General features: G+C 38.1%; 18 protein-coding genes. 17 read left to right on the forward strand and 1 reads right to left on the reverse strand.

What is annotated here, in order from left to right:
* Positions 1–773 precede the first annotated feature (773 nt).
* The 13 genes from ABE28_RS04975 (at position 774) to ABE28_RS05035 (ending at position 16,929) form a co-directional block, all read left to right on the forward strand.
* Positions 774–2,078, forward strand: coding sequence for an MFS transporter (locus ABE28_RS04975; RefSeq protein ID WP_218971331.1), 1,305 nt, complete (start codon positions 774–776; stop codon positions 2,076–2,078).
* Positions 2,079–2,255: 177 nt separating this feature from the next.
* On the forward strand, positions 2,256–3,173 hold the full coding sequence (locus ABE28_RS04980) for a class II fructose-bisphosphate aldolase (protein ID WP_064466776.1): 918 nt from the start codon (positions 2,256–2,258) through the stop codon (positions 3,171–3,173).
* A 147-nt stretch (positions 3,174–3,320) separates the two neighbouring features.
* Positions 3,321–3,851, forward strand: coding sequence for a thiol peroxidase (tpx, locus tag ABE28_RS04985; RefSeq protein WP_064466775.1), 531 nt, complete (start codon positions 3,321–3,323; stop codon positions 3,849–3,851).
* 458 nt (positions 3,852–4,309) lie between these two features.
* On the forward strand, positions 4,310–4,978 hold the full coding sequence (locus ABE28_RS04990; protein WP_064466774.1) for a GntR family transcriptional regulator: 669 nt from the start codon (positions 4,310–4,312) through the stop codon (positions 4,976–4,978).
* 337 nt (positions 4,979–5,315) lie between these two features.
* A complete protein-coding gene (locus ABE28_RS04995; RefSeq protein ID WP_064466773.1) occupies positions 5,316–6,713 on the forward strand; it encodes an NCS1 family transporter in 1,398 nt (465 codons plus the stop codon).
* 94 nt (positions 6,714–6,807) lie between these two features.
* Positions 6,808–8,190 carry an allantoinase AllB gene (allB, locus tag ABE28_RS05000; RefSeq protein ID WP_064466772.1) on the forward strand — a complete coding sequence of 461 codons (1,383 nt, stop codon included), beginning with the start codon at positions 6,808–6,810 and terminating at the stop codon, positions 8,188–8,190.
* A gap of 167 nt (positions 8,191–8,357) precedes the next feature.
* Positions 8,358–9,113: an IclR family transcriptional regulator gene (locus ABE28_RS05005; protein ID WP_064466771.1), complete on the forward strand. Its 756-nt coding sequence runs from the start codon at positions 8,358–8,360 to the stop codon at positions 9,111–9,113.
* Between the two features lie 262 nt (positions 9,114–9,375).
* Positions 9,376–10,200 (forward strand): transketolase, encoded by an 825-nt coding sequence (locus ABE28_RS05010; RefSeq protein WP_257390716.1) that lies wholly within the window; start codon positions 9,376–9,378, stop codon positions 10,198–10,200.
* A 1-nt stretch (position 10,201) separates the two neighbouring features.
* Complete coding sequence (locus ABE28_RS05015; protein ID WP_064466770.1) at positions 10,202–11,149, forward strand: transketolase family protein; 948 nt, start codon at positions 10,202–10,204, stop codon at positions 11,147–11,149.
* 34 nt (positions 11,150–11,183) lie between these two features.
* Positions 11,184–12,638, forward strand: coding sequence for a four-carbon acid sugar kinase family protein (locus ABE28_RS05020; protein WP_064466769.1), 1,455 nt, complete (start codon positions 11,184–11,186; stop codon positions 12,636–12,638).
* The gene (locus ABE28_RS05025; protein ID WP_064466768.1) at positions 12,639–14,396 is read left to right on the forward strand and encodes a thiamine pyrophosphate-binding protein; all 1,758 of its coding nucleotides are present in this window, start codon (positions 12,639–12,641) and stop codon (positions 14,394–14,396) included.
* A 145-nt stretch (positions 14,397–14,541) separates the two neighbouring features.
* A complete protein-coding gene (locus ABE28_RS05030) occupies positions 14,542–15,480 on the forward strand; it encodes a sugar phosphate isomerase/epimerase family protein (RefSeq protein WP_064466767.1) in 939 nt (312 codons plus the stop codon).
* A 198-nt stretch (positions 15,481–15,678) separates the two neighbouring features.
* The gene (locus tag ABE28_RS05035; protein ID WP_064466766.1) at positions 15,679–16,929 is read left to right on the forward strand and encodes an allantoate amidohydrolase; all 1,251 of its coding nucleotides are present in this window, start codon (positions 15,679–15,681) and stop codon (positions 16,927–16,929) included.
* 346 nt (positions 16,930–17,275) lie between these two features.
* Here ABE28_RS05035 and ABE28_RS05040 read toward each other — a convergent pair whose 3' ends face one another.
* Positions 17,276–18,931: a PucR family transcriptional regulator gene (locus tag ABE28_RS05040; RefSeq protein WP_064466765.1), complete on the reverse strand. Its 1,656-nt coding sequence runs from the start codon at positions 18,929–18,931 to the stop codon at positions 17,276–17,278.
* Positions 18,932–19,505: 574 nt separating this feature from the next.
* Between ABE28_RS05040 and ABE28_RS05045 the strand changes: the two genes are divergently transcribed.
* The 4 genes from ABE28_RS05045 to ABE28_RS05060 all read left to right on the forward strand — a co-directional run bounded on the left by ABE28_RS05045 (position 19,506) and on the right by ABE28_RS05060 (position 23,965).
* A complete protein-coding gene (locus ABE28_RS05045; RefSeq protein ID WP_064466764.1) occupies positions 19,506–20,858 on the forward strand; it encodes an allantoinase in 1,353 nt (450 codons plus the stop codon).
* Between the two features lie 318 nt (positions 20,859–21,176).
* On the forward strand, positions 21,177–21,941 hold the full coding sequence (allE, locus tag ABE28_RS05050; RefSeq protein WP_064466763.1) for a (S)-ureidoglycine aminohydrolase: 765 nt from the start codon (positions 21,177–21,179) through the stop codon (positions 21,939–21,941).
* A gap of 121 nt (positions 21,942–22,062) precedes the next feature.
* Complete coding sequence (locus ABE28_RS05055; RefSeq protein WP_257390717.1) at positions 22,063–22,443, forward strand: cupin domain-containing protein; 381 nt, start codon at positions 22,063–22,065, stop codon at positions 22,441–22,443.
* Between the two features lie 247 nt (positions 22,444–22,690).
* Positions 22,691–23,965, forward strand: coding sequence for a uracil/xanthine transporter (locus tag ABE28_RS05060; RefSeq protein ID WP_257390718.1), 1,275 nt, complete (start codon positions 22,691–22,693; stop codon positions 23,963–23,965).
* The last annotated feature ends 15 nt before the right edge of the window (positions 23,966–23,980 follow it).

A 23,980-nucleotide genomic window follows, 5' to 3' on the forward strand; every position in this document is an offset into this window, starting at 1 on the left:
CCCACCAGTTGCTGTCTAGACGAGGTGGGGTTTCATTATGTGTTATAAGGAGCTAATTTTTGGATAACCGGCAGTATCCTTGTAAATTGATAGCGTAAATTATCATTCACCATTACATCACGAGTAAGAGAGAAGATGTGAATTGAATTTTATTGGTTAGAACATTAAATTCAGAATTTTCTTGAAACATAAACGTGCACGTGTTAAAATTCTTTTCAGGTAAGAATATTAAAGAAACAAAGTTCCTTAATAAGCAACGTTGGCGAGTGGAGAGGGCTGCAGCAAATCTACCTAGGAAAAAAATTTACGGGAATTGGTAAAACTAAGCGATTCCATATTTAAAAGCAAAAAAATTTCCTCTATATATCATCCGTGCAACCAGTCACATTCTTATTAAAACGAATAACTAAGGTGTTTTTTTAAAACGTCGCATTCTTACCTATTATCTGCTTCAAAACATCAAGAATAAGGATAATGATTATTTTGCATAATGATATATTCCATAATATTTTCTCGGAATTTTTTTTGAGAATATAAGGGAACGGTGTTGCTTGTTGAGAAACCCTATGAATCTATTTAGGAAGGGGGGGACATAATTTAAAAGCGTTTCATTTATATCAACTCAGCTTAACAGCAATTTAAGAGTTATGTCACATGTAAATATGCTGATGATTAGTTTTTTAATGGTAAAATTGTAAGCGCTTTATATGTGATGAGTGGTAATGTCCAGTGCATGTGGCCTTAAAATGAAATCAATCGGGGGGTTTATGATAATGAATAAACAACTGCAGATGAATAAGAAAGGTAAATGGAAAGTTCGTTATACAGTCTTATTTGTATTATGGCTATGTTGGCTGTTTTCTTTCCTTGATCGAATGGTTATAACTATTGCATTGCCTTTTATTGGTGAAGATCTAAATCTAACGGCGACAGCTCAAGGGTTACTGTTAAGTATTTTCTTTGCAGGTTATGCACTGTTCCAAATACCGGGCGGGATGTTATCGGATAAATATGGCTTTCGTCGTGTGATGAGCATTGCGATTGTCTGGTGGTCCATTTTTACATCATTGACTGGCTTAATATTTTCTTATCCACTTATGTTAATCGTCCGATTCGTATTCGGCTTAGGGGAGGCCTGTTTACCAGGTGCGGCTTACAAAGGAATAGCTAATTACTTTCCCAGTAAGCAACGCGGGACTGCCACAGGAATTCAATCAACAGTTAATACGTTAGGACCCGCTCTGGCTGCTATTGCTGCGGCAGCAATCATTGCGGCATTTGGATGGCGAACAGTGTTTATCGTGATGGGTATTCCAGGTATTATTATCGGTCTGTATATCTGGTTTAATTTCAAAGATAATCCGAAAGATCATCCTAAAATGACGAGAGAAGAGCTTGCAGAATTAGAAGAAGACAGTGAGATAGAAAAATCGGACGAAGAAAAGAAATCCGGAGTCTCCTTCAAGGAGCTATTAAGAAAACCTATTTTATGGCAAATGGCGCTAATTTGGTTCTTCTTTGATATTACTTTCTGGGGATTTACTTCTTGGCTTCCATCTTATCTCATAAACGTAAGGGGACTTTCTTTAATGAATACTGGCATCTTCAGTGCCTTACCGTTTCTAGTTGGTACAGTCTCGATTATTTTTGGTGGATACTTGTCAGATAAGGTAAAAGGAAAAAGAAAATGGGTGTTTATTCCTAATGCTGTAATTGGCGGGTTAGCTTTATTATTGATGCTTCAAGCATCTTCCACGGCAATGGTCATCACGTATCAATGTGTTGCAGCATTCTTCATGTTCTTGGCACAAGGAGCATTCTGGGGCCTGGTTGTTGACACACTTCCCGCGCAAATAATGGCTGCAGGCTCATCCACTGTTAATTGTTTTGGATCGATTGCAGGCTTCATCGCCCCTTTTTTAATGGGATATATGATTGAACGGAGCGGTGGTTCTTACAATTCATCTTTCATATTAATGGTAGCAGCAATAATAATCGCAGCAATTATTGCCCTAACGATTAACAATAATATCAAAAAAGAAAATTCATTGAACTCAGAAACGATAGTAGAAGCTTAATTCATTATTTTCATGAAAACCCTCGTGCTAGACATATATTTTTCGAATATTGGGTAACAAAGAGGGGGTGAAGTATTGTAATTTTCAGAAAAGTGATTAAAATAAAAGAAACATCGTTGCTTATTAGGTAACGAATGGGGATGACAAACGAAATCATTTAAAAGGGAGTTTGAATGAATGAAAGTGGATTTAAAACCAAGCAATGTTAGTTCATTATCAAAGGTACTTGCAGTAGCTACGCAAAATCAATTTGCTGTCGGGGCGTTTACTCCTAGAGCTACAAAGATGATAACTCCTATACTTAGAGCGGCCCAAGAAAAGAAGTCGGCAATTATTGTTCAAACTTCAGAGAGGGAGCAGGAACGGTATGGAATTAACTTAGCCGAGTTTAGCCGAGAGTTTTATCGTGTGATCCAAGAGGAGAATATTAAGATCCCTGCCGTGTTACATTTAGATCATACGAAGGATTTCAATGTAATTGCCGAAGCCATCGAAGTTGGTTTTACATCCGTAATGATTGATGCATCAGAGCAACCATTCAAGAAAAATATTGAGATAACCAAAAAGGTTGTCAACTATGCACATTCAAGAGGCGTATCTGTTGAAGCTGAATTAGGTAAGATAGGGACAACCGATTTTATAGAAACCGATGTTGATGAAGAGCTATTTACAGAGCCTGAAGAAGCAAAACGGTTTGTTGAAGAAACGGGCATTGATGCATTGGCGGTTTCTGTCGGAACTTCACATGGAGTTTATCTTGTTAAAAATCCAAAAATTGATATTGAACGTTTAATGGAAATTCGTGCATGGACTTCTGTACCTTTAGTGTTACATGGCGGTTCAGGCACTCCTTCTGAGATGATCAGGAATGCAATTCAAATTCCCGATGGGGGGATCAGTAAAGTGAACATTGCAACAGATTTAGAGCATGTGATGATAAAAACCCTTAATCGAGAAACTTATGTTACAGAAAAAGAGTGGTCGGAACTACCAGCTGAAACAATAGCCTTAGTCCAAAACGCAGTTAAGAACGTGGTAAAAGAAAAAATTGAAAACTTTCTAATAAGCAGCGATAGCGCCTCTTACTATATTTAAGAAGGAATATCATACTAACTTTGTACTATACCCTTTTTAAAAATTCACATAAGGTGAACCCTGTAACCACATAATAGATGGCTATGCTCATAACCTTTAAGAAAATGTTTTTGGAAGAATTGCTAAGGAAATAGGAGGAAAAATAATATGTCCATAGAAAGATCTAGTATAGTAACCTTTGCTGGTAATCCAGTTACGTTGATTGGGAGTGAAATTCGTGTTGGTGAGAATGCGCCAAATTTTGAAGTATTAGCAAATGATCTCACAAAGGTTACTCTTGAAGATTCAAAAGGGAAAGTCCGCATCATTTCATGTGTTCCCTCTCTTGATACAGGAGTATGTGATGCACAAACACGGGAATTTAACCAAATGGCTAGCAATCTAGGAAATGATGTAGAAGTGTTAACTATTAGTGTAGATCTTCCGTTTGCGCAAAAAAGATGGTGTGGAGCCGCAGGTATAGAACAGGCCCAAACCCTTTCAGATCATTTTAAGATGTCATTTGGCACAGCATATGGCACATATATAAAGGAACATCGCTTAGAATGCCGAGCAGTATTCGTTGTAGATGAAAAAGATGTCGTACAGTATGCTGAATACGTTCCTGAAATCACGGAACATCCGAACTATGAAGCAGCCATGGAAGCCGTTAAATCAGTAAAAAAAGTTAAAAATTGATATAAGTTAGCAATATACATTATGTTTAAAGGACGTATATCATTTTTCATCACTCATAAGAAGGAAAGTGTTTATTTGATTAAAATCTTTTTTTCTCATAGAAAGGCTGTCCACAAAAGGTCAGCCTCTTCTACTAATGGTTTTATATCGGCTGAGGTGTAAGCATTGAGAGAAAAAAATCATTAGTAGCTTAAAGGGATAGAGTTAAAGTTGATGTTATTGAAAAGGAGTGGATAATATTCTGAATATTTATATTTTTTGTTGAGTAACCAAGGTAGCGGTGATAGTATAAAAATGTGAAGAATTCATTTAATAATGAGATTGTATACTTCACGCATATGATGAAACATTGTTGCTTATTAAAGGACAAAAATGAGGGCTATACTTTGAATTTTTTTTACCCAGTATTGTATACAATGCGGCATTCAATTTTGAATTCCTGATTGAGAGGGGCATGAATGTTGAATAGTTTAGAAATGGATATCCATAAAAAAATCAAGCAGGCTATCATCCAGCAGAAGCTTCGGCCAAATATGCAACTGATAGAAAAGGATCTTGCTGAATCGTTTGGTGTAAGCCGTACCCCTGTTCGAACTGTTCTGCGAAGATTGGAATACGAAAAATTAGTGAAAATTAAAGAGCATAAAGGTACCTTTGTCTCTTGTTCAACAATTGAAGAAGCAAAAGAAGTGTTCGAAATGAGGAGAATTTTAGAAGGAGAGGCAGTGCGAAGAGCATGCAGACTCTTTATTGAGGAACAATTACAAGAGCTAGAGACTCTGGTTGAAGAAGAGCTACAAATTAATGAGAGCCCGGATTTTTATGAATCTTTGAAAATATCCGGGGATTTTCATTTGAAAATAGCTGAAATTGCGGGAAACTCCTATTTTTATCAATATCTAGAAGATTTAATTTCCTTAACTTATGTGATTATAGCAATCTATGGAAGAGGTGAAATGGAAACATGTGGTTCTCACGATCATATGCAAATCTTTAATGCCATTAAGCAAAGGGATGGCGATCTTGCAGAACGCTTATCACTCAATCACCTTAGTGAAATAGAGTCTAATCTTCATTTCAATGAGGAATTACAGTTCTCGCCTTCATTGACAGATATCTTTCAATGATTCCGAGTTGAAAGCGCTTACTGACAGGATCTTTAAGGAGGTGATACAGTCCATGTAATGTATTTGCCTTGTTATTTTTTTTTTTGATAATTCAAAGAAACTATGTTGCTTAATGCGCGACTAATCTGGAGTGTAACACAATAAATGGTGGAGGATCGATGGGAAGCAGTACATTGAACAAAACAAGGTCGCATTTTTTTCTATAGGAAAAACAGAAGAGAACACTGAAAAGGAAGATTGGATCTTATCATAGCCTCGGTAAACATCAAAGACCTAACTTGTTAACCATTGCAAATATCGGAAATGCGAAAAACAACAAAAAGGGGTTGGATGTATCATGTCTACAAATATAAATAGTTACGTTTCAGAAGAAACGCAAATTCAACATGATACGGGTGTGGATGAATCACTTAATCCGAAAACAGAGGATGGTAGGACGGTAAGACCGTTAGACTATATTTTCATGTGGGTTGGAGACGGTGTCAATCTTGGTAACATGACACTAGGAGCTAGTATAATTGTAGCGGGAATAGCTACCTTGAACATCTTTCAGACATTTGCCGCCGCTATCATGGCAATTGGTATCATTTCAACTGTTTTTGCTTTAAATGACAGGCTCGGATACAGAACGGGAATACCGTATGTTGTTCAGCTTAGAATGTCCTTTGGGCTGAAAGGTTCCGTAATATCATCACTAATGCGCGGTGTTCCCGCCATCGTTTGGTACGGTTTTCAAAGCTGGATTGGCGGTACGGCCTTGAATGAAATTGTGAAGATAATTACGGGCGGCGCCTTTGATCATGTTGCCATTTGCTTTGTAGTGCTGCAATTGGTGCAAATAGGGCTATCACTGTATGGATTCCATGCCATTAAGTGGGTTGAAACGCTTGCGTCCATTGTTATCGTCTTGGCGCTTCTCTATGTGTTTGGCGTTTTACTAACTTCCTATAGCGATGTTATTGCAGTGAAATGGGTACATGCAGAAGGATCATGGGGCTTACCTTTCTTTGCATTGATCATGATGTTTATGGGAAATTATGCGGCAATCTTTTTAAGTGCAGCGGACTATTCAAGAGAGCTCAAATCTGGTATTAGCGACGCAAAACGCGGGTTTTTGTACTTTCTGCCTATATTAATAGCGTACGGCTTGACACTTGCAATCGGCGGAATGCTTGCTTCCGCAACCGGTATCAACAATCCTGTGAAAGCGTTTGCGATAGTTGTTGATAACTCTTATATTACACTCTTTGTATCGGCATTTATCGTTTTGGGTGCGGTTGCCGTAAACATGGTTGCCAATATCATACCGCCAACCTATGTTATTACCCTGCTTACAAAAATGAAATATAAACCAGCAGTAACCATAACCGGCTTGCTTGCATTTTGTTCCTTCCCTTGGGTTCTTGTACAGGATTCTTCGGCAAAGGGTCTTGGTATATTCATTCTTATTTATTCCGCATTTTTAGGTCCTATCGTTTCTATATTATTAGTCGAATATTATATATTAAGAAAGCAAAAAGTGAATGTTGCAGATTTGTATAAGGAAGACGGCCCATTTGCCGGGTATAATCCAGCAGCAGTGCTTGCATTGATTATCGGTGCCGGAGCAGCCTTCATCAAAGTGGAACTTGCTTGGATTATCGGGGTATTTGTGGGAGGTATTGCCTACTTCCTTTTAATGAAGTTTGCATTTAAAGATTCAAAATTCAAAAAGGGTACTATTTTTGAAAAATAAGGCGTTATTCCTGGTGGTTGATGCAATCTGAGGGAAATCAAGGCTGTTGAATATAGTGAATATACACAAATTTTAGAAAAAAGGGGCTGGGATAATGAAATATGATTTAGTGATAAAGAATGGAAACGTAGTCATTGAACATTCAGTAGAAAAACTGGATATCGGTATACTTGATGGTAAAATTGCGGAAATATCAAAAGAAATTGACGGTAATTCTGCTGAAATCATTGATGCATCCCATCAATATGTCATGCCTGGGATGATAGATGCCCATGTCCATATTTGTGAGCCAGGAAGAACGGAGTGGGAAGGGTTTGTAACAGGAACTCAAGCATTGGCTGCAGGGGGGACGACATCTTTTGTTGATATGCCATTAAACGCTTTGCCGGCAACGACTACAAAGAGTTCACTGCATTTAAAATTAAAATCTGCTGAAAATAAGGCGTATGTTGATTATGCTTTGTATGGTGGATTAGTTCCTGATAATCTCGAGGATTTAGAGGAGCTTTCCAACGAAGGTGTCGTGGCCTTCAAATGTTTTATGGCAACATGTGGTAGTGCGGAAATTGGAGATTTTAAAAATGTTGATGATTTTACTTTATATCAAGGTATGAAAAAACTCTCGGAATTGGGGCATATTTTATCTATACATGCTGAGAATGCAGAGCTTACAGATAAACTGGCAATTGATAAGAAAAAACAAGGTAAGACAACAGCAAGGGATTATGTAGAGTCCCGCCCGATTTTCACTGAGGTTGATGCTGTAAAACGTGCATTGTTATTTGGTAAAGAGACTGGATGTAAATTACATTTCGTTCATATTAGCAGTGGGGAGGCTGTTGAAGAAATCCTTATAGCACGTGAACAAGGCCAAGAGGTTACGATAGAATCATGTCCTCATTATTTCATGCTGGATACGGAAGACTTCGAAAATATGGGGCCAGTTGCAAAATGCGCTCCGCCGCTTCGTTCCAAAACAGAACAGGATAAATTATGGGAAGCTCTTAAGGAGGGGAAAATCGATATCCTGACATCCGACCATTCCCCATGTCCTCCAGTTATGAAGCAGAGCGACACCAATAATATGTTTGATGTTTGGGGAGGGATTAGTGGCTGCCAGAATAATGTTGATTTAATGTTTGATGAGGCTGTTAGGAATCGAGGGGTTTCGGTAAGTGAATTTTCAAAAATGATAGCGACAAAGCCTGCAGAAATATTTAACTTAAGAAATAAAGGAAGCATTAAAGTTTCCTATGATGCCGATATCATCATCCTTGATCCAAATAAATCGTACACAGTTAAGCCCGAAGATTTGTATTACCGTCATCAACAAAGCCCTTATGTTGGAAGAACGATTAACTGTCGAGTGACGCAAACATTTGTTAGGGGACAACTGGTGTTTGATCTAGAGAAGGGGATCGTAGGTCAGCCAATTGGGAAGTTCATTTCGACAAAAAGTAGCTTCGTAAAAGCATAAAATTCTCTAAAGAAGGTTGACCTAAAAGGGCACTTAAGTAGCTCTTGATTGCGTCATACCTTCTTTTTGTTTTATTTTTTGAATGCTGTTATGTTTGGGGATTGCTATTGTGGTAAGATAAAGAAAACAGGATCAGTAATATAGGATTTAATCGGAGGGTATTGCAAATGGTTAAGTCAGTGGATAGGGCGTTAACGATTATTTCATTAGTAAGCAAGCGTAAAGAGGGGATTGGGGTTACTGAGCTTGCCTCCAACCTTGATTTAAATAAAAGCTCCATATTCAGATTATTAAGTACTCTTGTAAATCATGGTTTCATCGAACAAAATCCTGAAACTAAAAAATATAGATTAGGCTATAAATACTTAGAATTAAGTTCGATGCTACTTGAATCTATTGACTTGAGAACTCAAGCTAAACCTTTTCTGGAAGAGTTGGAATCACATATCAATGAAGTGATCCACTTGACCGTATATGATCAAGGAGAGGTAATCTATATTGAAAAACTTGAGGGAAGTGAAACCCTTAGAACTCATTCACAAGTAGGGAGACGGGCCCCCATGCATTGTACGGCAGTCGGGAAGGTAATTTTGGCCCATCTGCCATTAAATGAAATCGTAGATATAATTGACAAGCATGGTTTGCCGAAGCATACTGAACAAACGATTACAGATAAAGACTCTTTTTTTAAAGAATTGGGGAAAATAAGGAACGAAGGCATTGGTAGGGAAATTGAAGAAAATGAACAAGGAATCACCTGTATTGCAGCTCCAATTTTTGATAACCGGAAGAAAATCACTGCTGCCGTTAGCATTTCAGGACCAAGCATCCGAATGACTGAAGAGAGATTAACTGAAATTAAACCAATTATAATGGATATTGGTAAAAAGATTTCCCAAAGGCTTGGCTACACAGACAATTAAATAAAGTGTGAAAAGAATTGGTGTCAGACCAATTCTTTTTTTTGTGGAGATTTATTGATTCAAGTTTATCTTCAATCAGGCAGTCTGATTATTTGGGCTTTAAGTTTTAATAAAAAATTGACAGAAATACTTGAAATATTCAAAAAATGGTGATAACATCAAAATAAGAAACAGCGTTAGTTAATAAGCAACAAAATACTTATTTTTTTAATTGTTAAATGAAACTGCGTTGCTTATTAAGATGCTAAAAGGAGGAGTAATAGTGGATTTTTCTAAAGAGAAAAGCGATTTTTATAATAATCTAACGAAAAAGATTCGCCGGCACATAGTTAAGATGACGAACCATGCAGGAAGCGGTCATCCCGGTGGTTCTTTATCAGCTACTGAACTAATGTCCGTGCTATTTTTTGAACACATGAATGTAGATCCTAACAACCCGGATTGGGAAGACCGAGATTGTTTCTTCCTATCTAAGGGCCATTGTACTCCTGTATTTTATTCGGTATTAGCTGAAAAAGGTTTCTTCCCAGTTGAAGAGTTAATGACCTTCAGGGATGTGGACGGCAGGTTGCATGGACATCCATGCGGAGAGCATATTCCGGGTGTAGATATATCGTCGGGATCACTTGGTCAAGGGTTATCAGTGGCTAATGGTGTGGGATTAATTGCAAAACTCGATGGTCGCGACAGAAGATCATACTGCATGATTGGTGATGGTGAACTCCAAGAGGGTCAAGTATGGGAAGCGGCAATGACAGCTGCACATTACAATCTTGATAACGTTTGTGCGATTATCGACTGGAACAAAATTCAACTTGATGATTTCGTTGAAAATGTAAAAGGTGTAAAAAATCTTGGTGATAAATTTAGAGCTTTCGGCTGGCACGTCGTTGAAATTGACGGTCATGATATTAATGCAGTCAATGAAGCGTATAAAGAAGCTAAACGCACTAAAGGCAGACCTACAGCAATTCTAGCTCATACGGTTAAAGGCAAGGGCGTTTCATTTATGGAAGATACACATGATTGGCACGGTATGGCTCCAAATGATGAGCAATTAGAAACCGCATTAAAGGAGTTGGCTTAAGATGGCGAATCTAGAAGCACCACGTAAAGGTTTTGCTGATGCACTGATCAGACTTGGAGAAAAACATGAAAATTTAGTGGTACTTGACGCGGATTGCGCAAAATCAAATATGACAAATCTTTATAAAGATAGATTTCCAGACCGCTTTTTCAACATCGGTATTTCTGAATGTGATTTAGTGGGAACTGCAGCTGGTATGGCAGTCGCAGGAAAAGTACCATTTGCGAATGCCTACGCAAACTTCCTTACTGGGCGTGCATTCGATCAAATGAGGATATCCGTATGTTATTCGAATAACAATGTAAAAATTGTTGGTCATAACGCTGGTACTTCAGCTGCTCAAGAAGGTGCAACACATTTACCGCTTGAGGATATTTCGTTAATGCGCACACTCCCACGCATGACTGTAATTGTTCCAGCAGATGCGGTTGAAATGGAAAAGGCAGTAGAAGCTGCTTACTACCATGAAGGACCTATTTATCTCCGTGTTGGCAAATTACCGGTACCGATCGTTACAAAAAAAGAAGAACCATTCAAAATAGGTAAAGCAATTAAATACCGTGAAGGAGCTGATATTACCATCATCAGTACGGGGATAATGCTTGATGAATCACTAAAAGCAGTAGGTGAATTAGAAAAGCAAGGTGTAAGCGCTGAACTTTTGCACATTCATACAATTAAACCTATTGATAAAGAAGCCATCATTGCCTCTGCTGCGAAAACAAAACATGTTATCACAGTTGAAGAGCATTCGATTATAGGTGGGTTGGGTAGTGCAGTTGCTGAAGTATTATCGGAAAACCAACCAGCTAAATTAAGAAGGATCGGTACGAATGATCGTTTTGGAGTTTCTGGGAAAATGGATGAATTACTTGATTTGTTTGAATTGAGATCACACCGGATCGTTTCGACTGCAAATGAATTATTAGGTCATAGAGTAACTAGCTAATCACATTTTTAAATAAAGAAAGGGGGGAGGGTTTTTGTCAAAAGGAACCCAATATCCAAGTTTAAAGGATGCTTTAGACCTCTTCTCTAAATCGGATGATGGTCTTCGTGCTGAAATCAAAGCTCATTTAAAACGAACAAAACATAAGTTCATCGTTTTAGATGATGATCCAACAGGTGTCCAAACGGTACATGATATTTTTGTCATCACGGACTGGGGAAAGGATTGGATTAAAAAAGGGTTATCTGATGAGAGAAGCGTACTTTATATTTTAACGAACACAAGAAGTTACAATTCAGAAAAAACGGAAAGCATCAATCGGGAGATTGTTCGAAACATTGTTGACGTTACTAAGGAAATGGGTATTGATTATTCGATTATAAGTAGAAGTGACTCAACATTGAGAGGACATTATCCACTCGAAATTAATGTGCTCCAAGATGAATTATTTAAAACGGCTCATGTGGAAATTTCAGGTCATTTAATCATACCGGCATTTTTTGAAGCACATCGTTACACCTTGGATAATACACATTTTTTAGGTGTGGGTGACCAGCTTGTACCAGTGAACGAGACAGAATTCGCGAATGATTCGGTTTTTGGTTTCAATACTGCAAATTTGCCGAAATGGATTGAAGAGAAGACGAATGGACGCGTGAACTCAGAGTCAGCTTTGATCATTTCACTTGAAGATATTCATAAAGGTGGCATTGATGAAGTTTATGATATTTTACTATCCGCCAACAATAATGCTCCTATTATAGTAAATGCAAAATCTTACTATGATTTGGACATCGTATCATTGGCAGTCCTTAAAGCAATTGATTCTGGAAAGCATTTCTTGTTTAGAACGGCAGCATCTTTTGTTAAATCGATTGCGGGTATTCAGGAGCGTCCATATTTATCAGCTAATGAGATTGTTTCAAATGATGCAAACGAAAAGAATGGCGGATTTATTATAGTAGGTTCTCACACGAATAAAACTACGGAACAAATTAAAGAGTTAATGAACAAATACCCGATTGAACAAATTGAAATCAGTGTTCCGAAAATTCTCGATGAAGAAACAAGAACGGAAGAGCTAACTCGAGTATGTCAATTGGTGGATCATAATATTTCTTCTAATCACGATACACTAGTTTTTACAAGCAGGGATTTAATTAGTGCAAACGACAAGGAAGAAAATTTGAAAATCAGTCAAACCGTTTCAAGTTCTTTAGTTCAAGTTATTCGCTCATTAAAAGTCAAGCCGAAATTCATCATGGCTAAAGGCGGTATAACTTCTAGTGATGTGGCAACTGAGGGCTTGGAAATAAAATATGCAAAAATTTTAGGTCAAGCGATCGCTGGTGTTCCAGTATGGTTAACCGGAAGTGAAGCTAAATTTAAAAATACACCTTATATCGTATTTCCCGGCAACGTTGGGGACAAAGAATCGATTGCTCAAATCTTTGATAATATAAAAAAGGATCAAAAGGGAGAGATATAAATGGCTAAACAAAAAATGACAGCTGCTGAGTTAATCGCCTTGTATTTAGAAAAACGAGGAGTGAAACATGTTTATGGTGTACCGGGAGCCGCAATTTTACCATTCTATGATGCAGTAAAAGAATTAACTGATATTGAATCATATATTGTCCGTCACGAGCAGACCGGTGCTTTCATGGCTGACGGGTATTCAAGGGCAACTGGTGAAGTAGGTGTATGTGCCGCCACATCAGGACCTGGTGGAACGAACTTCTTAACTGGTCTTTACGGAGCATGGATGGATTCAATTCCAATGATAGCGATTACTGGTCAACAAAAAAATAGTTTAATTGGAACCATGCAATTCCAAGAAGCCCCTATCGTGGAAATGGCAAAGCCTGTAACTAAAGCGGCATACCGTTTAACTGACGGATCGAAAGCTGCTGAATTTATCCATGAAGCATGGGTAACGGCCACTACTGGAAGAAAAGGTCCAGTTCTTCTTGACTTACCGGTCGATCAACAAAAAGTTGAAATAGAAGTTGATTTAGATGAACTTATCGCTTCCACTCCGGTCGATAACTTGCCACAAGCTTCTGCCGCTGATATAGAGAAAACATTAGAATTATTAAAAGATGCAAAAAGGCCGGTCCTGCTTTCTGGTGGAGGGGTCAACATTGCAAACGCTACCGCTGAATTAAAAGCATTAGCTGAAGAACTGCAAATCCCTGTAGTAACTTCTGGCATGGGTATGGATACATTCCCCAATGATCACCCTTTATTCGCTGGACGTATGGGAACGATGCTTGATACGCCATTCGGTAACAAAACAATTGTTGAAGCTGATTTAGTAATCAACCTTGCCGGACGTTTTGCAGATCGTTCTACTGGTAATGTTTCGGTATTCACACAAAATGGTAAGAAAATTATCCACGTAAATCTTGATAATAAGGAAATCGGTAAAGTGGTGCCAACCATTTTAGGTATCGTTTCCGATGTTAAAACATTCATGGTTAAACTTGCAGAAGCCCATAAAGCACTTGGTGCCCATGTAGCGGCAACTGCCGAGGTAGGTACTAGAGTTAACTTAACTGAAGAGCGTAAGAAATGGGCACGTAAAACGGATTACACATCACTTCCGATCAGACAAGAACGTGCATTGCGCGAGCTTCGTGAATTTTTGGATCGGGATGCTTTTGTATCACATGACTGCGGCATCAGCCAAATCTGGTCCAGTCAATTATTTGAAACGTATGTACCAAGAACATACCTATTAACTGGTGGTGCGGGGACAATGGGTTGGGGTCTTGGTGCAGCAATGGCAGCGAAGCTTGCATTTCCTGAAAGACAAAGTGTAAACATTCTTGGTGATGGAAGCCTAGGGATGTCATTACAAGATATTGCCACGGCTGCGAAACATGATATTCCGGTCATTATTTTCTGTATGAATAATTCATTGATGGGATTGATTCGACAACAACAAAACTGGTTCTATAATGAGCGCCAAATATCTACAGATCTAATATACAAAAATGAATTATGTGATAACGAAGAGCGAGGAATCGATTTTGTGAAAACGGCTGAAGGTATGGGTGTTCGTGGTGAGCTTGTGACACATTATGATGATATCAAACCAGCTCTACAACGTGCAGTTGACTCAGGTAAGCCGTATTTAATCGAAGTCATAGTCGATCCAGATCCTAAGAACGCATGCGAATTCTCTAACAACGGGGCCCTTAACGGATTCAAATACTCTGAAGATATCGATTATTCCAAATGATCACCACTTTATTGGACGTGATTTTTTTGAAGCAATGGGACATTAACCTGTTGCTTCAAAAAACATATCAGTAATGAAAAGTAGGATTGACCTTACTTAAATAAAAGGATTAATAAGGGAGGGAAGCCGAAAAATCGGCGATAAAATGTCAGCAAATCTTCATAATTCTATGAAAGTCGGAATTGTTCACTTTATGGCTTATCCGGAAACGATGGGGGGAGATGGTCCAACCGTTGAAACGATTAAGAAGATTGTACAAGATGATTTTTTCTCTGGAATTGAGATTACATCCATCAACAAACCAGAAGAACGTAAAGAAGCTGCTCAAATTTTACAATCTGGTGGAATGACTGTGGGATTTGGTGCACAACCGATTCTATTAAGAAACAAAGGAAACCTTAATTCTTTTGATGAAGCAGAGCGTAGAAGGGCCATCGATCTAGTTAAAGCAGGAATTGACCAAGCCTACGAAGTAAATGCTGCTAAACTTGGTTTCTTAAGTGGGGCCAAGCCGGAAAATCAACAAGATGTTGCTTTACAATTACTAACGAATTCCATCAAAGAAATATGTGATTATGCAAAATCAAAAGGAGATTTAGTACTTTCACTTGAAACGTTTGATGATGAAACGGACAAGAAATGTCTGATTGGTTCGAATAAACTTGCTGTTGAAGTCGCTAAAGAAGTCCGTAAGGTAGATCCCACTTTCGGTTTGATGCTCGATTTAAGTCATTTACCAATGCAACGTGAAACATCCAGTGATGCCTTAACGGCTGCTCGTGATTATATTAACCATGCCCATATCGGCAATTGCTATATTAAAGATCCTTCCGATCCGGCATACGGAGATCAGCATCCGCGTTTCGGATATCCAGGAAGTGAAATTGATGTTGCGGAATTAGCCGAGTATTTAAGATCTCTATTAGAAATTGGTTACATCGGTGAAGGGATAAAGAATATAGTCGCTTTTGAAGTGAAACCTGTAGGTACAGAAGCTTCAGATATTGTCATTGCACAGTCAAAACGTACTCTCATTGATGCATGGTCATTAGTACATTCAAGAACAGGGCGCTTAGTGAGTTAGCCTACCTATATATTTACAATATGGATTGAACGGTGACAGCGCTTTTGCCTGTCGCCGTTTAATCTACTATTCAAAAAGCTTATTTATGCAAAATTCCTATTGAGCCACAACTAAATAAGGTGTTACTATGACCTTGAATCTTAAGAAATTGGAATTACCTAACAAAAAAAGAGATTACATTGGCAAGGAAGTGATCGATTGGTTAAACTTCAGAAGGATATTGATGCTATAAGAATCAACACAAGGACAGAAGAACTCGCTGCTTGTTCATCCACCTCTGTGGGTGTCACTAGACTACCTTTCACAGTGGAAAGCTTGAAAGCAGAAAGACTTGTTGAAGATTGGATGAAAGCAGCTGGGATGACGGTAAGAAAAGATGCTCTTAGCAATATAATCGGACGTTATGAAGGGAAAGATCCTACAGCTCCAGTTTTAATGATTGGCTCACATTTGGATAGCGTGATTGAAGCAGGTAAATATGATGGTATTTTAGGAGTTATTACTGGAATAGAAGTTGTTCAAACTCTTAAGGATAATGGCATTATATTAAACAATCCAATCGAAGTGGTAGGTTTTTGTGATGAGGAAGGAGTAAGGTTTCACTCAACTTTCCTCGGCAGTAAAGCGATTGCAGGGACTTTTACTGCTGAAGATTTAGAAAGGGCGGACGGACAAGGAATAACAATTGCTGAAGCGTTAAAAGGAATTGGTATTGCTGACCCATATGCTTATAGAGAAGCTAGCCGTACCCCGGAAGAGCTTTTCGCTTATTTGGAACTTCATATTGAACAGGGGCCTGTGCTGGAGAAGGAAAATGAACCTGTAGGAATAGTTAGTGGGATCGCTGGTGCCACAAGATTTTATTTTGAAATTATCGGGAAACCTGGACATGCTGGGACAGTTCCCGTTGCCATCAGGCAAGATGCACTTTTAGGAGCTAGTGATCTCATATCCTACATTGAGCACATCGCTATCAAAAATCAACCATTAGTGGCAACCGTCGGTAAACTTAACGTAAGTCCGGGTGCCAGTAATGTAATACCAGGTCTTGTAACAGGGACGTTGGATATCCGTGATTTGAATGTTGATCGTAAGAAAAAAGCTATTGATGCCATTCTAACTGAAAGTGAAAGAGTAGCAAAGGCAAGAGGGCTTCAAATACGTTTTGAACAAGTCATGGAAGCCGATCCTGTATACTGTGATGATCGATTGGTTGCAGTAATCGAAGAATCCATTAGCGAACTGGATGGAAGCGTCATCAGCCTTGTAAGTGGAGCTGGCCACGATGCAATGGCTATGGCGGATGTGACGAATGTTGCAATGATTTTCGTTCGTTGTAAAGATGGTCTTAGTCACCACCCTGATGAATACGTTACTGTAGAAGATATGGGTGCAGGAGCTAGGGTCCTATACTCTACTGTAATTAAAATGGCCACTAAACAGTATTGAAGGACATATAAGCCTAGCTTCCAAAAAACTCGTGAACCGACTGTATCGGATCACGAGTTTTTTTAAAATGGAAATACAATTCAATCAGTCAACTGTAAACAGGAGCATTTCCTGTGGATCGAATGATTCGTAAGGCTCGTTTTGTAAGAATTAAGATCTTTCCTGCAATGAAAATGTCAGCTCAGATCTGGTTACATAAAGCGTTCTGCATATCCTCTATATCCTGTCCATTCCTCCACGATCAAACGATTCGGTAGCGTCACTTCCAATAAGGAAGTCACGATTTCCTTTATATTTAATTGTGTGTGCAAGTTTAGCTGCAGTCAATACCAGTAATTATACTCATTTATTGTTCACTGTTATCTCTGAAAATTGAAACCATGAGTAAAGCTATACGTAAATGAAGTGAATTTTTTGAATCATGGACGGAATAATTCAAAATGTCCTCACATTTGGCAATTCTGTATTTAACGGTATTGCGGTGAACAAACAGTTTCCGCGAGGTAACCGCAAGCTCACAATTATTATCCAAATAGACCAATAAGGTATTAACTAAGTCTTTTTCATCTTTAGTTTTAGGATAGGATAGAGAACGTAAAGTATTCTCATAAAATTTTTTCAAGTCTTTTTCGGGAATTAATCGAATCAGTGCGATTAATTCCTTGGACTCGTAAAAGTTTATGAATTTATTTTGAAACAGTTCAGACCCTTGTGTCCATGCTTCCACTGCCTCTTCGTATGTAAGTGGGATATAGGTAAGGTCGTTAGAAAAACTACCAACTCCGAACGATAACGAAATTTTCAGATTTGAATAAGCCTCATTCTGAAATTCCTTCAGTCGTTCTTCAATTATGCTTTTAATCGAATCATTAATATTCGGAGGAGATTGCATCAAAATAACAAAATAACCATCCTTCATAAAAACGATGTTGTTAGTATCTATTTTTAAAAATGATTTATGTAAAAATTTATAAAGATAGTCGTATAATCTATTCATGATTTCTGCACTTTTTTGTAAGGCGTTTTGTTTATCATAATCAATCTTACATACAATGCATGCATATTTCATATTGTCGATTAAGCCATGCTGTTTTCCCCTATGAATGATTTCTTGTTTGTTGGAGATGTTTCCATCAACAAGGGAAGCAAAAAAATTATTTTCTAACAGACGACTGTTTTCTCTAATAGCCTCGTTTTTAAGCAGCGTGAATGAAATGACTGTTGATGCTTGCTCTATAGCTAATTGGGAAGATGGGTATGAAAGCTTCTCAGGGTGAAGAATCAATAATAAATATGGATAGGGACGCATTGTTTTCACCCGAAACATTTTTATGGAAATATCAGTGTTCTGGATGTCGATTGTAAGCTTGTCTTTTTCTAGGTATGTTTCTATCTCACTTTTAATGTGTTCCTGAACACTTTTCATGACGGATTTCATATTTCCTGTTCGAAAATGATGAGAAAAGGATGTCACATCACCAATAGGATCAAGTAGGAGAACAGGACATTTTAATAGCGAGCCAAGATTTTCAATTAAAGAATTGAGGCCGTAGCCTTTTATCATCATATTGGTGAATTCCTTGTGAATATGCATCGCATAAAATAACTCTTCGATCTGGTTATCCCAGATAAAGCTTAATAATTGATGAGCGACCGCACCTAATGTTAATGTCTCTGGAATTTGAATAATCGGAAATTCTAATGAGTCAGCTAATTCAATTACTTCCGTCGGTATGTGATCAATGAATCTTTTTAGTTTAATGGCGATCCCAGCACAGGGCAGTTCATTAATCTGGGAAATGAGATTGCATAAAGCATGAGGATCGTCTTTAAAAGCGTATCCTGTTGTCAATAATAGGGAGTTTTCAGCTAAGAAATTGATGGCATCTGGCGTCTCTGAAATCTCAATCGATTCTACCTTCCTTTTAAGTCCCGCATGTCCAGCAATAATCTTGGCTTCGCGAAACACATCAACGATAAATAAATCTTCTATTTTTTTCATCATACACCTTCTATTTCGACATTTTGTCAGTTTATAATTCTAGAAAGGGAAGCAAACGAAGTTAGTAAATATAGACAAAAATTAATATGTTAATTGTTTACACTGCATAATGATTTTGTGAATCAATCCGCTTATAATCAATTGTATAGAGGATTGAAGGTTAATGAAACTGTTTCATTCGATAAATCATAAGTTTTCATTATTTGAGTAACTATATTCATACCTGCATAATTGTTAAATGATTAAATCTTCTAATCAGAGCTCACATTAAAATTTGTACAGACCCTTCATTCCGGTAAAGAGTAAGCGCTATCATTGTCCAGTGCTATAACGAGTGGGAAACCCCCTGGAACAATTAAGCTGGAATTATATGATTCAAGAAAAATGCAGAAACGAGAGGATGTGGTCAAAAAGGCTTAATTGATGGAAGGTAAAAAGTCCGAAAATTCAAACAAGCAAAACGAGCTTAGTGAAGTGAAATCTATTATATCCAAAAACGAAGTTCCGGACATTCAGGAGGAATTTCCTTACTATATTTATTGAAATTTAAGAGCTCAATGAAGGGAATGAACTTATGGCTACATATGATTTACTCATTAGAAATGGAAATCTTGTAATGTTGGATTCGATTTTTCAAGGAGATATTGCCATTAAGGAAGGGAAAATTAAAGAAGTGTCCATCGGAAAAAATATTGATGCTGTTGCAACAAGAGAAATTAATGCGGAGGGGCAACACATCCTCCCAGGACTAATCGATACTCATGTTCATTTCAACGAGCCAGGCAGAACTGAGTGGGAAGGTGTTCGAACGGGTAGCAGAAGCTTAGCGGCAGGTGGGGTAACAACCTACTTTGATATGCCATTGAACAGTACACCACCAACAATCAATAAAGAATATTTGGAATTAAAGAGAGCTTGCTCTGAAGAAAAGTCGGTAATCAATTGCCGCTTTTGGGGTGGACTTACACCAGAAAATATTGAGAATATTAAGGAACTTGATGAAAATGGAGTAATTGGATTTAAAGCTTTTATGTCACCGAGCGGAATTATCGATTTCAATCATGTCGATGATATTTCAATTTTTAAAGGGATGAGGGAAATTGCCTCTGTAGGTTCACTTTTAGCCGTTCATGCTGAAAGTACAGTCATTTGTGATCAGCTAGCGCAAGAAAAACAAAGGCAAAATAAAACGACTGCAAAAGATTTCGTCGAATCCAGACCGATAATTTCCGAAATCGAGGCGGTTAGCAGGATCATTTCATATGCTGAAGCTACAGGCTGTAAACTGCATATTGTTCATGCGAGCAGCCGGAAAGTGGTGGATGTCATTAATCAGGCAAAGCAAAGAGGTCTGGATATTACAGTAGAAACATGCCCTCATTATTTATCTTTGACATTAAAAGATTTAGAGGAAAAAGGCGGTTTGGCAAAATGCTGCCCCCCACTGCGTGATGAGGAAGAAGTGGAGCAATTATGGGAAGCTGTGGCAAATGGTGAAATTGACGTTATAGCATCCGACCATTCACCTGCACCTGCCTCAATGAAAGAAGTAATAAATGATGATTTTTTCAGTGCATGGGGTGGTATTTCCGGTGCTCAAACTACGCTTAATATTATGTTGACAGAGGGGCATTTCAACCGTAATCTCCCCCTGGGGAAAATTGTTGAATTAACATCAACGAATCCAGCTAAGTTATTTGGCCTTTATCCCCATAAAGGGATAATAGCCGTTGATAGCGACGCTGATTTGGCGATCGTTAATCTGAACGGAAGCTTCGAGCTGAAAAAGGAAGATTTGTTCTACCGTCATCAGCAGTCGCCTTATGTGGGCAGGACATTCAAAGGGCAAGTAACGACGACGATCGTCAATGGGGCTATTGTTTTTGAAAATGGAAGCATTACCACTGTGGAAAAAATTAAAATTTAATATTTATTAAGGTTAAGGACGGAAAAAATCTTAATCATTTCTTTTGCTTGATCGGTTTCAGAAATTTGTTTATGACCTAATCTAAAATGCAAAAATGTATGAATATATAAACAGATGTTTTATCTATAATCGATAAAAAACTTACTCGTTTTTGTTAATTAGGGTTAATGACTATTTAAATGAAAGCGTTTAACCTTTAGGTAAGGAAGCTATCAATATATGAAATGAAGCTTCAATTATAAGGTAATCTAGAGGGCACACCAGGATTTGATGTTAAATGAATACTCAAAAAATGCGATTAAAAGGAGAGTTTAAAAGATGGGTTATCCTAAAGATTTATTGTCAAGCAGATCAATAATTGAGCACGGTAAATATGCTTTAATTGCACCGGAAGGATTGGTCAATAATGTTGTACCAGGATTCGAGAATTGCATCATCTCCATTTTGGGTTCTCCAAAGCTTGGAGCAAGCTTTGTCGATTATATAGTGACAATGCAAAAGGAAGGTAAGAACAGCGAGGGTTTTGGTGGACAAGAAGATATAGAGACCTTTGTTTATGTTATTGAAGGGAAAATAAAAGCTGCTGCTGGTGAACAAGAGTTTGTCCTCGAAGAAAGCGGGTATTTATACTGTCCGCCAGGGACGAAGCTGTATTTAGAAAACCAGTTGGATGGTGATTCCAAACTATTCCTATATAAGCAAAAATATCGTCCGCTTGAAGGACGAAATCCATGGGTTTATTCAAATCATGCGAACAACATTGAATTTAGGATTTATGATGATATGCATAATGTCCATCTAAAGGACCTATTGCCTGCTGATATAGATTTTGATATGAATTTTCATATTCTTTCCTTTGATCCTGCTGCATCCCATCCGTTCATCGAAACGCATGTGCAAGAACATGGCGCATATCTACTCTCGGGAGAGGGGATGTATAATCTTGATAATCAGTGGGTCCCTGTAAAGAAGGGAGATTACATTTTTATGGGTCCATATGTACATCAAGCAGCCTATGCGGTAGGCAGAGAAAATCTAACATATGTTTACTCTAAAGATTGTAATCGTGATGCAGCCTTATAATAGGCACACCTACTAATGCGTAGAAACCAGCTTCAAGAGATTTAATGCGGCCAGAGGTTTTAACTAGGAAATCTGGGTAAGTGTAATTCAAATCCATTAAGTATGAAAGAGGCGCTGAAATATGGACAATATAATTTTGAACACAAAGTCGATAATGGAGGAAAGAGTTTTTGAAATTGATAAAATAGCAAAATTCGATCCGAATGTACCACAAAAAAACTATTTCTATGAAACGGATAAAACGGTTGGGGCCGTTTGGTGTCTTGAACCTGAGCAGGAAGTATATTTACATTCCCATTCGAATGTTGACGACATTTGGGTTTGCATCGAGGGGGAAGGAACTTACTTTCCAGATTTAGAGAATGAGATTACGATCAGACAAGGAATGGTAGTTTTGGCGAAGCCCAATCAAATCCATGGAATGCGTAATACGGGAAGCAGTAGATTCGTGTTTGTAGGCTTTGCTGCAGGGACATTGCCAATGGATATTACAAGATATTAAAAAAAAAGTTATTATTTCAAAAAACGGTAAAAGTGATCAAGGCGAAGCGGTTGTAATGAAGACAGCGCTTCGCTTATATGTTTATTTTTTTTTGAAATGATTAATTTCACGAAGAAACTAAGGCTTCCAAAGGAAAGAATACTTTTAGAGCATGGCTTTCATAAAAACCCACAAACAGATTTTATAAAGGAAATGGTGATGATTAAGATTGATTAAGATGACACAGCAAGGAGTTACTGTAACAATAATGTCCTCTTTACAGTGGCTTTTTTTTATTTTTGCCAATACGGTTGTCGTCCCAATTTCTGTAGGGGCAGCATTTCAGCTTCCTTCAGAAACAATTGAAATGACAATAAGATGCTCCTTTATCTTTACAGGAATAGCTTCTATTCTGCAGGCCTGGATTGGGCATCGTTATCCATTATTGGATAGCCACTCTGGTCTAATGTGGGGCCTAATGATAAGTATGGGCATTTCTGCATCTGCACTCGGATTGGATTTTGCAACCGTAGGAGGGGGAATTGCAACAGGTATCATGCTAGCGGGAGCTGTAACCATACTGCTTGCGGCATTTAACATGATTGATATCATACAGAAAGTAATTAAGCCGATGGTGATTAGTGTTTATATATTTTTGCTAACCTTTCAGCTCATCTTCATTTTCTTCAAAGGAATGTTTAAAATAACCGAAAGTGGAACGATTGATCTCCCTGTCAGTTTGTTTTCAATTTTGATTGTTATTTTCGTTGGTTTTTTAAGGATTAAGGGAGGGAAAATACTAGGCAATTTTTCAATCCTGATCGGAATTATCGTAGGATGGGCATTTTATCGGATTATTTTCCCTTCAGATCTTCCGACGGCCAGCTCTTCAGGAATGGCTTTCACTTTCTTTCCCCTCGGAACTCCAAACTTGGATATTGGTATTATTCTTGTCTCTTTTTTTGCGGTCCTTCTGAATTTAACGAATTCTTTCGCTTCTATTCAAGCCGTAGCGGATGTTTACAAGGAAAAGGTGGAAAATGGTCAATACAGGAGATCCATTTTTGTGACAGGTATTTTTGCATGTATCACCCCAATTTTTGGCTTGGTCCCTTTTACACCATTTACATCTACGATAGGATTTTTACAAAGTACCAAGTTATTAAAAAGAGCGCCATTCATTATAGGCGGATCCTTGTTCATTCTCCTTGGAGTCATTCCGCCATTAGGGAGGTTCCTGGGAACAATACCACTAACGATAGGTAACGCTGTTTTATTTGTCGCATACCTTCAATTGTTCGGGACTGCATTAAACAGCCTAAAAGGAACGTTTTTCAACTCTGAAACGATATTCCGCTTAGCGGGACCAGTCCTGGTTGGTGTCAGCATCATGAATATCCCGCCAGCATCATTCGGCAGTATTCCAGTCCTCTTGCAGCCCTTCATTGCAAATGGTCTCATTATGGGTGTCATTATATCGATCTTTTTGGAAAAACTTATAGATTGGAATAAGTTATCAAGTAAATTGGAAATCAGACAATAAACGATATATTTTCCG

Origin of the sequence: Peribacillus muralis (genome assembly GCF_001645685.2) — a bacterium.
GTDB classification, from domain to species: Bacteria; Bacillota; Bacilli; order Bacillales; family DSM-1321; genus Peribacillus; species Peribacillus muralis_A.

What these genes read in the sequence shown, in the direction of transcription:
- ABE28_RS05055 (WP_257390717.1), top strand. Translation starts at nt 22,063, where the DNA reads ATGGACAATATAATTTTGAACACAAAGTCGATAATGGAGGAAAGAGTT.
- ABE28_RS04990 (WP_064466774.1), top strand. Translation starts at nt 4,310, where the DNA reads ATGTTGAATAGTTTAGAAATGGATATCCATAAAAAAATCAAGCAGGCT.
- ABE28_RS05015 (WP_064466770.1), top strand. Translation starts at nt 10,202, where the DNA reads ATGGCGAATCTAGAAGCACCACGTAAAGGTTTTGCTGATGCACTGATC.
- ABE28_RS04980 (WP_064466776.1), top strand. Translation starts at nt 2,256, where the DNA reads ATGAAAGTGGATTTAAAACCAAGCAATGTTAGTTCATTATCAAAGGTA.
- ABE28_RS05045 (WP_064466764.1), top strand. Translation starts at nt 19,506, where the DNA reads ATGGCTACATATGATTTACTCATTAGAAATGGAAATCTTGTAATGTTG.
- ABE28_RS05040 (WP_064466765.1), bottom strand. Translation starts at nt 18,931, where the DNA reads ATGAAAAAAATAGAAGATTTATTTATCGTTGATGTGTTTCGCGAAGCC.
- ABE28_RS05025 (WP_064466768.1), top strand. Translation starts at nt 12,639, where the DNA reads ATGGCTAAACAAAAAATGACAGCTGCTGAGTTAATCGCCTTGTATTTA.
- tpx (WP_064466775.1), top strand. Translation starts at nt 3,321, where the DNA reads ATGTCCATAGAAAGATCTAGTATAGTAACCTTTGCTGGTAATCCAGTT.
- allE (WP_064466763.1), top strand. Translation starts at nt 21,177, where the DNA reads ATGGGTTATCCTAAAGATTTATTGTCAAGCAGATCAATAATTGAGCAC.
- ABE28_RS05060 (WP_257390718.1), top strand. Translation starts at nt 22,691, where the DNA reads ATGTCCTCTTTACAGTGGCTTTTTTTTATTTTTGCCAATACGGTTGTC.
- ABE28_RS05005 (WP_064466771.1), top strand. Translation starts at nt 8,358, where the DNA reads ATGGTTAAGTCAGTGGATAGGGCGTTAACGATTATTTCATTAGTAAGC.
- ABE28_RS05030 (WP_064466767.1), top strand. Translation starts at nt 14,542, where the DNA reads ATGTCAGCAAATCTTCATAATTCTATGAAAGTCGGAATTGTTCACTTT.
- ABE28_RS04995 (WP_064466773.1), top strand. Translation starts at nt 5,316, where the DNA reads ATGTCTACAAATATAAATAGTTACGTTTCAGAAGAAACGCAAATTCAA.
- allB (WP_064466772.1), top strand. Translation starts at nt 6,808, where the DNA reads ATGAAATATGATTTAGTGATAAAGAATGGAAACGTAGTCATTGAACAT.
- ABE28_RS04975 (WP_218971331.1), top strand. Translation starts at nt 774, where the DNA reads ATGAATAAACAACTGCAGATGAATAAGAAAGGTAAATGGAAAGTTCGT.